The organism is Paenibacillus uliginis N3/975, assembly GCF_900177425.1.
Taxonomy (GTDB): Bacteria; Bacillota; Bacilli; order Paenibacillales; family Paenibacillaceae; genus Paenibacillus_AQ; species Paenibacillus_AQ uliginis.
Map to the genome: position 1 here is coordinate 2,046,238 of NZ_LT840184.1, position 14,812 is coordinate 2,061,049.

General features: G+C 46.5%; 14 protein-coding genes. 12 read left to right on the forward strand and 2 right to left on the reverse strand.

Annotated features, from left to right (window positions below; all coding sequences use genetic code 11):
- The 5 genes from B9N86_RS09665 to ylqF form a co-directional block, all read left to right on the forward strand.
- On the forward strand, positions 1-1,065 hold a 1,065-nt coding region (locus B9N86_RS09665), incomplete at its 5' end, for a hypothetical protein (protein WP_425298579.1).
- A 262-nt stretch (positions 1,066-1,327) separates the two neighbouring features.
- The gene (locus tag B9N86_RS09670) at positions 1,328-1,474 is read left to right on the forward strand and encodes a hypothetical protein (protein ID WP_208918833.1); all 147 of its coding nucleotides are present in this window, start codon (positions 1,328-1,330) and stop codon (positions 1,472-1,474) included.
- 275 nt (positions 1,475-1,749) lie between these two features.
- On the forward strand, positions 1,750-2,094 hold the full coding sequence (gene rplS / locus B9N86_RS09675; protein WP_007132095.1) for a 50S ribosomal protein L19: 345 nt from the start codon (positions 1,750-1,752) through the stop codon (positions 2,092-2,094).
- Between the two features lie 103 nt (positions 2,095-2,197).
- Positions 2,198-2,815, forward strand: a complete 618-nt coding sequence (gene lepB / locus B9N86_RS09680; protein WP_208918834.1) for a signal peptidase I — start codon at positions 2,198-2,200, stop codon at positions 2,813-2,815.
- 49 nt (positions 2,816-2,864) lie between these two features.
- A complete protein-coding gene (ylqF, locus tag B9N86_RS09685) occupies positions 2,865-3,731 on the forward strand; it encodes a ribosome biogenesis GTPase YlqF (RefSeq protein WP_208918835.1) in 867 nt (288 codons plus the stop codon).
- Between the two features lie 59 nt (positions 3,732-3,790).
- Here the strand turns inward: ylqF and B9N86_RS09690 are convergent.
- A protein-coding gene (locus B9N86_RS09690) for an IS3 family transposase (RefSeq protein ID WP_208914705.1) occupies positions 3,791-5,148 on the reverse strand; the annotation gives its coding sequence in 2 pieces (ribosomal slippage) (positions 3,791-4,695 and positions 4,695-5,148; 1,359 coding nt in all).
- A 249-nt stretch (positions 5,149-5,397) separates the two neighbouring features.
- Here B9N86_RS09690 and B9N86_RS09695 point away from each other — a divergent pair.
- From B9N86_RS09695 to B9N86_RS09710, 4 genes are all read left to right on the forward strand, one after another.
- Positions 5,398-6,015 (forward strand): ribonuclease HII, encoded by a 618-nt coding sequence (locus B9N86_RS09695; RefSeq protein WP_208920190.1) that lies wholly within the window; start codon positions 5,398-5,400, stop codon positions 6,013-6,015.
- 81 nt (positions 6,016-6,096) lie between these two features.
- Positions 6,097-8,208 (forward strand): hypothetical protein, encoded by a 2,112-nt coding sequence (locus B9N86_RS09700; RefSeq protein ID WP_208918836.1) that lies wholly within the window; start codon positions 6,097-6,099, stop codon positions 8,206-8,208.
- Entirely contained in the window at positions 8,205-8,504 is a 300-nt protein-coding gene (locus B9N86_RS09705; protein WP_208918837.1) for an EscU/YscU/HrcU family type III secretion system export apparatus switch protein, read from the forward strand. Before B9N86_RS09700 ends, B9N86_RS09705 begins: the two co-directional genes overlap by 4 nt.
- Complete coding sequence (locus tag B9N86_RS09710) at positions 8,501-8,887, forward strand: YraN family protein (protein ID WP_244563021.1); 387 nt, start codon at positions 8,501-8,503, stop codon at positions 8,885-8,887. Before B9N86_RS09705 ends, B9N86_RS09710 begins: the two co-directional genes overlap by 4 nt.
- 283 nt (positions 8,888-9,170) lie before the next feature.
- Here the strand turns inward: B9N86_RS09710 and B9N86_RS09715 are convergent, their stop codons facing one another.
- Positions 9,171-10,793 carry a YifB family Mg chelatase-like AAA ATPase gene (locus tag B9N86_RS09715; protein WP_208918838.1) on the reverse strand — a complete coding sequence of 541 codons (1,623 nt, stop codon included), beginning with the start codon at positions 10,791-10,793 and terminating at the stop codon, positions 9,171-9,173.
- 582 nt (positions 10,794-11,375) lie between these two features.
- Between B9N86_RS09715 and sucC the strand changes: the two genes are divergently transcribed.
- From sucC to dprA, 3 genes are all read left to right on the forward strand, one after another.
- Positions 11,376-12,536, forward strand: coding sequence for an ADP-forming succinate--CoA ligase subunit beta (gene sucC, locus B9N86_RS09720; RefSeq protein WP_208918839.1), 1,161 nt, complete (start codon positions 11,376-11,378; stop codon positions 12,534-12,536).
- Between the two features lie 93 nt (positions 12,537-12,629).
- Complete coding sequence (gene sucD / locus B9N86_RS09725) at positions 12,630-13,559, forward strand: succinate--CoA ligase subunit alpha (protein WP_208918840.1); 930 nt, start codon at positions 12,630-12,632, stop codon at positions 13,557-13,559.
- Between the two features lie 108 nt (positions 13,560-13,667).
- Positions 13,668-14,789, forward strand: a complete 1,122-nt coding sequence (dprA, locus tag B9N86_RS09730) for a DNA-processing protein DprA (protein WP_208918841.1) — start codon at positions 13,668-13,670, stop codon at positions 14,787-14,789.
- Positions 14,790-14,812: the final 23 nt, after the last annotated feature.

Here is a 14,812-nt window from a genome sequence, read left to right on the forward strand (position 1 = left end):
GCAACAGGGGCAACAGGGGCAACAGGGGCAACAGGGGCAACAGGGGCAACAGGGGCAACAGGGGCTACAGGTGAAACAGGAGAAACTGGAGCTACAGGAGCGACCGGAGTAACGGGATCAACCGGAGCCACAGGCGAAACAGGAGGAACTGGTGCAACAGGAGCAACAGGGGCGACAGGAGCAACAGGGGGAACTGGAGTAACAGGTGAAACAGGAGCAACCGGATCAACAGGAGCAACAGGAGCAACAGGAGCAACCGGATCAACAGGAGCGACGGGAACCACGGGAGCAACGGGAGCAACAGGAGCAACAGGAGTAACAGGAGCGACAGGAACCACGGGAGCAACCGGAGAGACTGGTGGAACAGGGGCAACGGGAACCACGGGAGCAACAGGAGCAACCGGAGCAACGGGAGAAACAGGGGCAACCGGAGTAACAGGAGCCACGGGAATTACCGGAGTAACAGGGACAACCGGAGTAACAGGAGCCACGGGAGTTACCGGAGTAACGGGAGCAACGGGAACAACAGGGGCAACCGGAGTAACAGGAATAACCGGAATAACGGGGACAACTGGAGTAACAGGAGCTACAGGAGTAACAGGATCAACCGGAGTGACTGGGGCAACGGGTGCTACAGGAGTGACTGGAGCTACCGGCAATGCCACAACGATTGGAGGAAGTGTTTTCTACAACAGTAATGGAGTTGTAGAGACGATCCCTTCTAATTCTCCTCTCACATTTAACCAAAGTAGTTTGCAAGGGGTAACCTTTAATGGAACTACTACTATGACCATAGTTACTGCGGGTTATTATTATTTTGATTGGCAGGTTTCTTTGGATGTTGGGCAAACAGCACCTAATACTTTTGGCATCGTCATAAATGGTATTACAACAAACACAGCCAATACGAATTCCAACTCGACAAATGCTGGGTTTTCTGGGTCAGCCGTTATCAATTTAGCAGTTGGAAATACTGTTCAGTTATACAACCTGTCTCCGACTTCTAAAACAATTACAGCTCCTTCCATTGGAGCGAGAGTATCGATGTTCCGTATCGGGTCTTAACGTGAATTGAATTACGATCATACACTTACGTATGAGATGGATGAGTTCCCAACGGTTTGTGTATGATCGCAAATTTGATGCCAATCGTGAACTAAAATGCTTTTTATCTGATTCATAGTGGATACCATTATGTTGTTACGCAATTGTTATGAAACTTTTCGTCTAATTTAGTTCTGGATTCAACATGAGGTGCATAGGATACAAGATTGGGTAATAATAATTTGTAGCGAATGGTTATTGAACTTTTAGGAGGATTATGATCATGGCAGAAAACAATTATGTAGAACAATTTAAAAGCGAAAATGAACAGGATGATGATGTGCAATTTCATACAGTAGATGATATTTTGGCATATTACAACGACCGACATACATCTCATACAGACAAAACGGAAGATACCGTAAATTAAAAAATAAGTTACTTAGGGTTTGAACGTTACTTGTCAGTTTTATGTAAGAATAATCAACCACTCTTAAGGATCTGTTTTCCTCCAAGAGTGGTTTTTTTATTGTTCCCCCATTGCGACGGATAAATGATCGTAGAGTACAAAATACTTGCTTCTGCCCATGATTTATGTTAATATTTCTTTTGTTGTGAATACGGTGGTCCGCTGCGGATAATGATGGGGAACAAGAGGTTTTCCGGAAGAGGCAAGAACGCCTGTGTGAGAGGAGGGAGTCCTAGATGAATATCGTACAAGCGATTACTCAAGAGCAACTTCGCAAGGATATTCCGAGCTTTCGTCCTGGCGACACTTTAAAAGTGCACGTTAAGGTTATCGAGGGATCTCGTGAACGTATCCAGTTGTTCGAAGGTGTTGTAATTAAACGTCGCGGTGGCGGAATCAGTGAGACTTTTACAGTTCGTAAAATTTCTTACGGTGTTGGTGTGGAAAGAACTTTCCCAATCAACTCGCCTAAAATCGAGAAAATCGAAGTGGCTCGCCGTGGTAAAGTGCGTCGTGCGAAGCTTTATTATCTTCGTGAACTGCGCGGTAAAGCAGCGAGAATTAAAGAAATTCGTCGTTAATCAACTGACGGTAAAAGGGGCTTGTACGAATATACAAGCCCCTTTTGTATATCCAAAAATGATTATATGCTGTAGCTCATCAATACAGAGAGGACGGTGAATTATGCAGCAGGATACAAATCAAGAGACATTTGAAACGAACGAGGCAGAGAAACCGGTTAAGAAGAAAAAGAATGAAGTGGTGGAATGGCTTAAAGCTCTTCTTATTGCATTAGTTCTTGTGGTTCTCATTCGCTGGCTTCTCTTTAAACCATTCATTGTGCAAGGACCGTCAATGCAGCCTAACTTTGTAACGGGACAGAAGCTCATTGTCAATGAGATCCTGTACGATATCCGTAAACCGGAGCGTGGAGAAGTTGTCGTATTCCATGTGCCTTCTGAAGGAAGAGATTTCATTAAGCGGGTAATTGCAGTAGCCGGAGATACAGTTCAGGTTGAAGGAGACAAAGTACTCGTTAACGGAAAGCCTGTTAATGAAACCTACATACAAGAGGCTATCGATCAGGCACATGCAGATGACAGGCTCTATAACAGTACGGACTTCCCGAATGCGCATTTCTCGGATGGAACGGTACCTGAAGGTCATGTGTTTGTAATGGGTGATAATCGTTCCAATAGTACAGACAGCCGGATGATCGGTTATATTCCATTGGAAGATATCGTAGGCCGGGCTGACCTGATTTTTTGGCCGATAAAAGATATTGGTTTGATTAAGAACTAGCAGGGAATATAAAGAATAATGGATTTGGAATTTTTGTGAGGTGACGACGTTGACGATACAATGGTTTCCAGGACATATGACAAAAGCACGCCGTCAAATACAGGATAAACTGAAGTTGATTGATGCTGTTATTGAGCTGATCGACGCCAGACTGCCGTTATCTAGCCGCAATCCGATGATCGACGATATTTTGCAGGGAAAGCCGCGACTGATCATTATGAACAAGGCGGATCTGGCAGATCCTGAGGTGACTCGTCAGTGGCTGACGCATTTTAAAGAACAGGGCCATACGGCATTCCCGGTAGACGCTTCGACAGGCACGGGTGTTAAAGATATACCAGATCAGGTGAAACTGCTGCTTAAAGAGAAAATCGACAAACAGATAGCCAAAGGTATGAACCCTCGGGCCATGCGTGTTCTGATTGTAGGTATTCCGAATGTAGGTAAGTCCACCTTGATCAACCGATTGGCAGGGCGCAGTATTGCTGCTACAGGAGACCGTCCGGGTGTGACTAAGGGCCAGCAGTGGATTAAGGTTGCGGGTGGTGAAATGGAACTGCTCGATACGCCGGGTATTTTGTGGCCGAAGTTTGAGGATCAAAATGTTGGATACCGTCTCGCAGTGACTGGGGCCATCAAGGAAGAAATATTGAACGTCGAGGATATTGCCTTTTTTGCGGTTAAATACTTGTCTAAATATTACTGGGAACCCATGAGCGAGCGATTTGATCTGAAGCAGCGTCCAGAGGATTTTGAGAATCCGGATGAGATTGTGACAGTGATGGAGGACATTGGCCGTAAGCGCGGTTGTATCATGAGCGGTGGGCGAGTGGATTTGGAAAAAGCTTCGAGCGCCTTTTTACGTGAACTGCGGGCAGGAAAAATGGGTCGCTTCTCAATGGAATCACCCTATTAATTGAACATTGGAAACCACCGGTAATGAAGTGACCCCATAAAGTTAGACAGGTTATGTCATTAGGCGACTTGTTGGGCATGAATTCGGTACTGTACCGGACTCATGCCTTTTAGTTTTGCCTTAATACGCTTGTTGTTGTAATAATCGATGTATTTTGATAGCTCTTTTTTAAAATGTGCGATACTTTCAAATTCCTTTAAATACAGAAATTCAGATTTCATGATGCCAAAGAAGTTCTCGATGACAGCGTTGTCGTAGCAGTTACCTTTTCGGGACATACTTTGCTTGATACCGCATTCTTTGAGGGCATGACGATACTGTTTCATCTGATAGTGCCAACCTTGGTCAGAATGAATAAGGGGCTTATCTTCATCTGTTAATCGGCTACATGCTTGATCTAACATCGTTGAAACAAGCGAGTAGACCGGTCTTGAACCGATCGTATACGTAATAATTTCACCATTGTATAGATCTAGCATTGGAGATAAATACAGCTTTTCTCCAAATAATTTAAACTCTGTAATATCTGTAACCCACTTCTCATTTGGCTTTTCAGCGTAAAAGTTACGTTCTAATATGTTCGGTGCAATCTTGCCAACCGTCCCTTTGTACGAACGATATTTTTTCATGCGTACCAAGCATTTTAATCCCAATACTTTCATCAAACGTTGTACCTTTTTATGATTCACACGGTATCCACGATTCACTAACTCGTCACGAATACGACGATAACCATAGCGCCCCTCATGCTCCTCATAAATGGCTTGGATAATGTCTTTTAACTCCGTATCTCTATCTGGCATCCCAAACGTTTTTACCGCGTAATAATACGTGCTACGAGGGATATCTGCTAGCTGTAGAAGTGCTTTCACCGAAAATTCGTTCCTTAGTTCATAGACTACTTGAGCTTTGTCTTGTTTGGTGATTTTTCCTTGTTTTGAACTAAGGCATTCAACTTTTTTAAATATGCATTCTCCATTCGTAAACGCTCTACCTCTGCATGTAAAGCCTCTACAGATCCTTCTACTAACGTTTGATTCTTTTGTTTATTAGATTCTTTTTTCATGGGTGAACGCCCCTTTTTCTTTGGTTGTAGAGCGTCCATTCCATGTAATTCTAAGCTCCTTTGCCAGCTTAAAATGGTACTATGACTCGCAATATTAAATACCGCAGCCGTTTCTCTAACAGACGTCCCAAATTCGTTCATATAATTAAGTACGTCTAGTTTAAACTGTACAGGATATGATGTATAGCCCTTTTTAAAAGCTTCATCACCATGATGCTCATATTGTCTAATCCAGTTTAAAAAGACAGTATGGTGAATACCTATGGATTTTGCGATAGCTTTTAAGCTGTCGGATCCCTTTTGGTAACGCATAACTGCTTGTATTTTTTCATCTGTACTGAATCTGGTCATATAAAAACTGCACCTCCAATAGTTAGATGGTGTCTAACAATTGGGGTGCAGTTCATAACGGTGGTTTTTTTGTGATGTTTTTCCGTTAAGTGACGGATATACAATTATTGAAGAGCTTAAGGATGGGTGGTTGTCCACGGCTGCATATGATATGATTTATCTAATAGAGTTGTAGATTCGAAGTAATAGGTAGCGAGACAGAAGATTGAATCAGAAGCCTTACTTGCAAGGCATCGAGGAGTTATTATGATGAGTGATTTGTTGTTATATGAACGTGAGTACTGGACCCAGTATGTACATATTGCAGGAATTGATGAGGTAGGGCGAGGTTGTCTGTTTGGGGATGTTGTTGCGGCTGCGGTTATTCTGCCAGAAGGATTAGTTATTGAAGGAATTAATGATTCAAAGAAGTTGAGCGCTAAGAAGCGTGATACTTTGTATGATCTTATTATGGAGCAAGCGCTTGCTGTCGGCGTTGGGCAGGTGGATGCTGAAACAATCGATCGGATTAATATAAAACAGGCTGCCAGGTTGGCAATGAAAATGGCTTTGGAGCAGTTGGTGGTAACTCCACAATTTTTGCTAGTCGATGCGGAAAAGGTAGACTGTGACATACCGCAGCTTGCCATCATTAAAGGAGACGCCAACAGTCAATCCATTGCAGCAGCCTCTATTGTAGCGAAGGTAACACGCGATCGACTGTGTGAAGGATCTTGGAATACCGCTTATCCAGAGTACGGAATCGCCATACATAAGGGATATGCGACTAAACTGCATCGTGAGCAGATTTCCATTCACGGTCCAACACCGCTACATCGGCGGAGTTTTTTGAAAAATATTGAAGTTGAACAGTTGTCTCTATTTTAAAAATCCTGTGCAGCCCGCCTTGTAAAAAGGCGGGCTGCTGCCGATATATAAGAAAAATGGATGTTTGGGGAGGAACAAATCGTGAACATCGGATCGTTGATTCGCGGTCTTCTTGGAGAGCAAAAGGCAGGCGAAACTAAAACGTTAGAAATGAAACCGGGTCAAGTTGTTCGCGGTATCGTCATGAATGTATCGGAAGACGGACAGGAAGCGGTTGTACAGATTCAGGGAGTACAGGTGAAAGCCAAGCTTGAAACGCCGCTTCGGGCAGGGGAAGCAGCGCTACTTCAAGTCCAACCACCAGGTGAAGAAGGAGTAACGGTATTGAAACCGTTGAGTCAATCTCCAAACCAGACGCTTACACCGTCCTCAATGGTTGAGATACTTGAATTCGCGAGTCTGCCGGATACGAAGGAAAACCGGGAAATGATTCGTGGTATGCAGATGGTAGGAATTCCGTTAACGAAGGAAAATATAGCCCAGTTTAAAGAAATGCTTGCCATGAAGCCAGTCCAAGTACCTTTAACGGAGTGGATCGAGGCATCTGCTATTGCGTTTCACCGTGGGCTGCCTATAACACCAGAGAGCGTTAGAGGGCTGCATCAAGCCGTGTTTGGTCCTCAACTACACGAGCTGTTAAAATCTCTGGAGAATCAGCTTGCTGAAGTGCTGCGGGGTAGTCAATCGAATGAGCAGCATATTGGCAAAAATATTGGAACATCAAATACGGCAGCGCTGGCTGCGGAAACAGCTGGTGAGGCTGCACCTTCCATGGGCGCTGGCGACAGACCGCCCATTGCCGGTGAAGCGGCACGCGGGGGGCAGCAGGCCTTGCTGACGAAGCTGCAGGACTTGCTGCAGCAGCTGCGCGCGGGAACCGCGCAGCAAGGGCCTTTGGCCGGCGCTTCGCTTCAGCCGGCCAAAAGCGCTGCCGGAACGGCCATGCCGCCGGCAGCAGGGCAAGCCGCCGCGCCCACGGGGCCGGCGGCAGAGAGCGCGCCGCCGCCTTCGGCGCAAGCGGCGCAGCCTGGCGAAGGGGCCGCAGGCCCTTCGCCGAAGCCGCCCACCCACGGTGCGGAGCCGTGGGTGGGGCGGCTGCTCAAGCTGCTCGGTGCAGAGCACGAGCAGCAGGTGTTGCGCGGGGCGCAGCCACCCGCGCAGCAAGGCGGCGGGGCTAGTGGGAGCCCCGCTCAAGGATCGGCGGCAAGCACTGCGGCCGCCGGCCATACCGGGCCCCCGAACCCGACTAGCGGAGGTTCGGGGCCTGGTCCCAACATAGCTGCAGAAGGATTCCAGGGAGCTTCTGCAGCGTCAGCAGCTCAAGGAACAGCTGCTACTGCGAATGAACGGACGGGAGTCCCACAAGCTGCCCAGACAGCTCAACGTGGAACGCAAACCCAAGAGATAGGCCTCACTCAGGGAGCTAACAACACTACAACGCAGACGACACAGACTACGCAGACGACGCAGGCAGGGCAAACAGCACAAACAGCGGCAGCACAGGGGAACTCCGCTAATAATTTGCAGGGGCCTGCTGCGAACATAGCAGCTGCAGGTAACTTTGCAATGGAACAGACAATGGCGAGCCTTGGTTCCCAGATTCCCAATACAGCGTCTGCTGTAAACGGCAACAGTCCAGCAGATGGTCATGACACGTTGAAAGGACTGTTGCTTCAGCTTGCAGCGAGCAATGATATGTCACCTGCCCTTAAAGAGGCAGCCCAACAATTGATACAACATCTGACAGGACAGCAGCTTTTGCTTAATACGGATAGAACAGCACCGTTCGCCCAGGTTACGATGTTTATTCCGTTACATGGGTCCGATGGACAGCAAACAGCATCCGTACATATTCAGTCACGGAGAGGCAGAAAGGGCGAGCTCGACGCAAGAAATTGCCGCTTGTGGTTTGACCTGGATATGAAACATCTGGGGCCAACCGTCATTGATGTTCATGTAGTAGACAAAATTGTAAGTCTTCATCTACGGAATGACCAGCCTTGGGTCTCGGAACTGTTTGAATCCAGAAAAAGCGAGCTTGCGGCAGGAGTAGAGTCGATCGGTTATCAGCTGTTCAGTATGAAGACAAGCCCCTTTCCTGAGATCACCGAGCTTGGGGCTGACAGCTCTGTAGGAGGTACGGCAGCAGAGTATACACCGCAGGCCTATAAAGGGGTGGATTATAGGATATGAAGGGGAAAGAACCCATATTGGCTTTGAAAAAAGCGGTAGCCTTAAAATATACCCCCGGTGAGAGCGATGCACCGATCGTAACGGCCAAAGGCCAAGGTAAACTGGCAGAGACGATCCTGGAACGGGCAAAGGAACATGGTGTCCCGGTTCAAGAGGATGCTGCCCTGGTAGAAGTACTCTCAAAGCTCGATTTGGATCAGCAGATTCCTACAGAGCTATATCAGTTGGTGGCCGAAGTTCTAACCTATGTCTATCAGGCGGATGGATTGGCTAAGGAAGGGGGTCAACCTTCATGAGACCTATGTCAGAAGGAAGGAAAGATTCCCGTAAACAAAAGGGAGCAGCCGCAGAAGAAGCTGCAGCCTCTTTCCTGGTAGAACGTGGTTTCAGCATATTGGACCGTAACTGGCGTAATCGAACGGGAGAAATAGATATTATCGCGAACGACAGAGGGACGCTTGTGTTCGTTGAGGTACGGAGTCGAAGCGGTACGTCTACATATGGCACGCCATCCGAATCGGTTAACCATCGGAAAATCGCCCAAGTCCGCAGTATCGCCCAGCAGTATATTCATTACAAAAAAAGCTATGATATTCCGATTCGATTTGATGTGGTAGCTGTAATACTTAAGCCGGATATGAGCGTGGACTCCATTGAACTTATAGAGGCTGCCTTTTGAGCAGCCCTTGTCAACGATGGCAAGATAGAGAGGTAGCGGGCTAAGTTCGTTTCTAATCAAAAGAATGTCTCTAAAAAGCCGACATTTCATGGGTCGATTGAAAACCCGTGAAATGTCGGCTTTTATTGTTTTGTTTAAGATATTCTGGTCCATGAGAACCTTAACTTTCTCCATGATGCAGTTCCCCTTAAGAGCGGCGTCCTTCAAATTTCAGAATATTGCACTCTAAGGCCCGAAGCTCTCTGGTTCTATTGAATATTTTGATGTTCAACAGCAAAATAATCTAATACATTGCTTCATCCATCGATACAGTTTGTTTGTCGAGTTGGCGGTATTGAATCGCCTCAGCAATATGACCGGAATTTATGTCTGAAGATCCCTCAAGGTCCGCAATGGTTCGGGCTAGCTTTAATATGCGGTCATATGCACGCATGCTAAGTCCCAGCATATCGAGTGTGGAATGGAGAAGATCGGCAGAAGCACGATCCAGCTTGGTAAACCGCCGAAGGGCGCTGCCGGACAGCTCACTGTTCCAGTTGAAGGGAGTATTTCGGTAACGTGCCAGTTGAACACTCTGGGCTAGATTCACCTGGACACACATCTCCTCCGAGGACAGCGGATTTGCTGTTCCCGGCCACTCTTTGGGCCTGGGCACGTCTACCTGGAGATCAATACGGTCAAGTAGTGGACCGGATATTTTGGCTCTATACTGTGCAATCCTCTGCAGACTGCATGTACAGCGGTGATGTGGATGATCACTCCCATAGAATCCGCACGGACACGGATTCATAGAACAAGCGAGCATGAATCGGGCAGGGAAGGTAAACACAGCTCGGGCACGGCTAATCGTTACTTCACGATCCTCCAGCGGTTGCCTTAATACTTCCAACACACTTCGGGAGAATTCAGGCAGCTCATCGAGAAACAATATGCCTCTATGTGCCAGACTGACCTCGCCGGGCTTCGGAATCGTGCCGCCGCCGATAAGTCCGCCCGAGGATATCGTATGATGAGGTGAGCGGAATGGACGCTGCCGCAGGAGGCCTTCGCTTTGTTTCAGCTTGCCGGCTGCGCTGAAAATTTTGGTCGTTTCCAATGACTCTTGTTCACTCAACGCAGGGAGGATGGAAGGGAGACGTTTGATGAGCATCGTCTTACCAGTGCCTGGTGGTCCAATGAGCAGGATATTATGCATTCCAGCGGCCGCGATGGTTAAGGCTCGCTTAACATGCTGTTGTCCAAGCACATCGCTGTAATCTTCGAATGAAATCCCATCTGTATCCTTAATAAAACTCTTAGCATGGGTTGATTCCGGCCGATAACGTAAGTGGGATATTGAGACTACTATAGGCTCATTATCTTTTTTACGTGACGACTTCGTATTTCTATCTCCGGATTCCAATTCCTTGACCTCAGTTAGATCTGCTAGATGACTAATCCCATATATGTTCATTCCAGCGATTAATGCTGCTTCAGGAGCATTTTCCCGTGGGAGGAGAACCCCTTCAAAACCCTCGCGTTTGGCGCGTTCCACCATAGAAAGCACCCCTGTAACCGGCCTGAGACAGCCGTCCAGAGCGAGTTCCCCGATCATTAGCAACCGATCTGAGGAGGTCAACGTAAGCTGTCCGCTTGTCATCAAAATACCTAAAGCTATAGCCAGATCAAAGGATGAGCCTTCCTTTCGTAAATCAGCAGGAGCTAAATTCACAGTGACTCTTTGCATGGGATAGGTGAATCCGCAATTTTTAATAGCGGCTCTAACCCGTTCAACCGATTCACGGATGGATGAGTCGGGAAGACCGATGATGGAGGTTTGCGGCAGCCCATTAGCAAGGTCCACCTCCACTTGGATGATAACACCGTCAATGCCGTACAGGCATGCGCTGTGAAGTTTGCCATACATACCAAAAAACACCTGCTTTCTGATAGATCCCTGCCGCAGAGGCGGGGATGGTATCCGAAAAAAGGTGCTTCCTTATTTTCGCGCTATTTGTACCTATTTTATATAAAAGTGAGAGGGGAAGTCAATGAAGAACATTATTGTATGAATGACAGACAAAACGATCAGGAAATATGTCGGCATTTTAACAAAGAGTGAGTTAAATGGTAAAACTTTTTGTAATCCGTTCATTCTATTGGTAAAATATTCTTGTGCGAGAGGAAACGATGACAATCCTTTGGGAAAATATTGTGATAACATTGATTGCAGGTATTTTAATCATCGCAATAGGGATTTTCATAATCAAGATCATTATTAAAAGTTTTAGGAAATGACACTAAGAAAGTACTGAAATATCGTTAAATCAACACTTTTTTAACAAAATTTCCCAAGCATTCTCTAGTTGGAATCATATCCATATCAAAAAGCTGTGGATAAGTTGTGAACTTTTTAAGGTAAGCGTTTTAAAAACATGTTACAATAGCTTGGGTTTGTATATAGGTTTATAAGGCCTTGTTCCAGTCATGTTGATAGGAGGATTCCAGAATGAATATCCATGAATATCAAGGAAAACAAGTACTGAAGCAATATGGAGTGGTCGTTCCTAACGGCAAGGTAGCTTTTACGGTAGAGGAAGCTGTTGAGGCGGCACAATCGCTTGGCAGTCCCGTAACCGTTGTCAAAGCGCAAATCCATGCAGGCGGACGCGGTAAAGCTGGCGGCGTTAAAGTAGCCAAGAATCTCGATGAGGTTCGTGCTTATGCCGAAGAAATTTTGGGCAAGGTACTGGTAACACATCAGACCGGACCTGAAGGTAAAGAAGTTAAGCGCTTGCTTATTGAAGAAGGCTGCGATATTCGCAAGGAGTATTATATCGGCGTTGTTGTAGACCGGGGTACCGGCCGTGTCGTTATGATGGCTTCGGAAGAAGGCGGCACAGAAATCGAAGAGGTTGCAGAAGCAACTCCTGAGAAAATTTTCAAGGAAGTCATTGATCCAGCTGTCGGGATGCAGATGTTCCAAGCCCGCAAGCTGGCATACGCTATCAATATTCCTAATGAACTGGTAGGCAAGGCAGCGCAATTCATGCTCGCATTGTATACTGCTTTTGTCGAAAAAGACTGCTCGATTGCCGAGATCAATCCGTTGGTTGTAACCGGTGACGGCAACGTTATGGCTCTGGATGCTAAGCTGAACTTCGATTCCAATGCGCTGTACCGTCATAAGGATATTCAAGAGTTGCGTGATTTGGAAGAAGAAGACGAGAAGGAAATTGAAGCTTCCAAGTATGACTTAAGTTACATAGCATTAGATGGGAATATCGGCTGCATGGTAAACGGCGCAGGCCTTGCCATGGCTACGATGGACATTATTAAATACTATGGCGGAGACCCTGCTAACTTCCTTGATGTAGGAGGCGGCGCCACAACGGAGAAAGTAACAGAAGCATTCAAGATTATTTTGTCCGATCCGCAGGTTAAAGGTATTTTCGTAAACATTTTCGGTGGAATTATGCGCTGTGATGTCATCGCATCCGGTGTTGTGGAAGCGGCGAAACAGCTCGGACTTACTCGTCCGCTGGTCGTTCGTCTGGAAGGTACAAACGTTGATTTGGGTAAACAAATCTTGGCTGAATCCGGACTGAATATCGTTCCTGCTGATTCCATGGCTGATGGAGCACAGAAAATCGTTTCACTCGTTCAGTAATATTCATTCCTGAAGGGGCATGGCACGTAGGACGGTAAGTCCAGCCGTGCGGTTGCTTTCATTTTCAAATAACAATAGGGATGTGAATCAATCGTGAGTATTTTGGTCGATAAAAATACAAAAGTCATTACACAGGGGATTACAGGTAAAACTGCCCTCTTTCATGCGAAAGGTGCACTCGATTACGGTACGCAAATGGTCGGAGGAACTTCTCCCGGCAAAGGCGGCACCCAAGTTGATATTACGCTGGAGAATGGTGAGACAGTCAGTCTTCCGGTATTTAATACGGTAGAAGAAGCGAAAGCAAAAACCGGTGCCACGGCTAGTGTTATCTACGTTCCTCCTGCTTTTGCAGCAGATTCCATTATGGAAGCGGTAGACGCAGAAATGGAACTTGTCATCTGTATTACAGAAGGTATTCCGGTGCTGGATATGGTCAAAGTTGCCCGTTATTTGGAAGGCAAAAAAACCCGTCTGATCGGACCTAACTGTCCGGGCGTTATTACACCGGGTGAATGCAAGATCGGCATCATGCCGGGTTACATTCATATGCCAGGACATGTGGGCGTTGTATCCCGAAGCGGAACCCTTACGTATGAAGCGGTTCATCAGCTGACAACACGTGGTATTGGACAATCCGCTGCAGTGGGTATCGGGGGCGACCCTGTTAAAGGTTCTGAGTTCATTGATATTCTTAAACTTTTCAATGAAGATCCTCAGACCCATGCTGTCATCATGATTGGTGAGATCGGTGGTACAGCGGAAGAGGAAGCGGCAGAATGGATAGCTGCGAACATGACTAAGCCGGTTGTCGGCTTTATCGGTGGTGCTACGGCTCCTCCAGGAAAACGTATGGGGCATGCGGGTGCTATCATTTCGGGCGGTAAAGGAACAGCTAAGGAAAAGATGGCTGTCCTTGAAGCTTGCGGAATTAAAGTAGCTCCAACGCCATCCGAGATGGGTTCAACACTTGTGAGTGTACTTGAGGAAAAAGGCATTCTTAGCCTGTGCACAACACACTAAGCAAGATGAAATAATATAACGCTGTAGGTAAGCAACCTTTTATTTCCTTAACGGAAATGAAGGGTTGCTTTTTGTGTTTTTCTTAATATTATGCTTGGAGGTCATATAATGAAGCAATTGATTGAACGTGCGTTATTAATCGCCCTTCACGAGACAGAGGGAATAGGCTGGAAGACGATTCAACGCTTCATGGCGAATGGTGTTTTCGGTAATCATATGACGGATTTTGAAGAAAAAGATTGGATAGCCTGTGGAGTGCCTGTCGAAACGGCCCGCAGATTATCGGACAATCTTGATCATTCTGTAGAAGAGAAATGCCGAAAATTGACTCAAAACTCATGCCAGATTATAACTAAACTTGATGAAGGATACCCTGACATGTTAAAGTCATCTCCGCAGGCACCTTGGGTTTTATATCTGCTCGGTAATGTTCATTTGTTGACTGAACCGGGAATTGCTATGGTAGGGACACGAGTACCAACAGCCTACGGACGGAAGATTGGATCGATTTTGACAGAAGAATTAACTAGGTCCGGACTGACCGTCGTAAGCGGTATGGCTAGAGGCATTGACAGTGTTATTCATGAGACAGCTTTAAAATGTGGAGGTAACACAATCGCTGTTCTTGGAGCGGGAATTGATGTCATTTATCCACCGGAGAACCGCTCTTTATATGAAGAGATTTCTGTAAAAGGTCTCGTCCTATCCGAGTATCCACCAGGGACAAAGGCTCATCCCGGCTTCTTTCCACAGCGAAATCGCATCATTGCCGGAATGACACTCGGAACGTTGGTCGTTGAAGCCGACGCTAGAAGTGGATCTTTGATTACCGCAGATGCAGCCTTGGAGGCCGGGCGGGATGTGTTCGCTGTTCCTGGTCCTGTGACTTCTCCCAAAAGCAGAGGAACACTGGATTTAATCAAACAGGGTGCCAAGTTGGTCACCTGCGCTCAAGATGTTCTGGAGGAGTATGGATCATGGTTGCCAAGGGCGGAACAAAGCGCATCTTTCAAGGAGCAGCGGGGACTTTCGTCCAGGGATTACGATACTAGTGGGTTGACAAATGACGAAATGGAAATATACCATATGTTGCAACAGGGGCCCGGAACGTTGGATGAACTATTGGAGCGGTCCCGATGGGATTTTGGACATTTGCATTCAGTTCTGTTATCTTTAATCATAAAAAAGCAGATAACCCAATTACCCGGTGCAATATATAAGCTGATTTAATTGTAAGTTGAATGTTGGAGAGG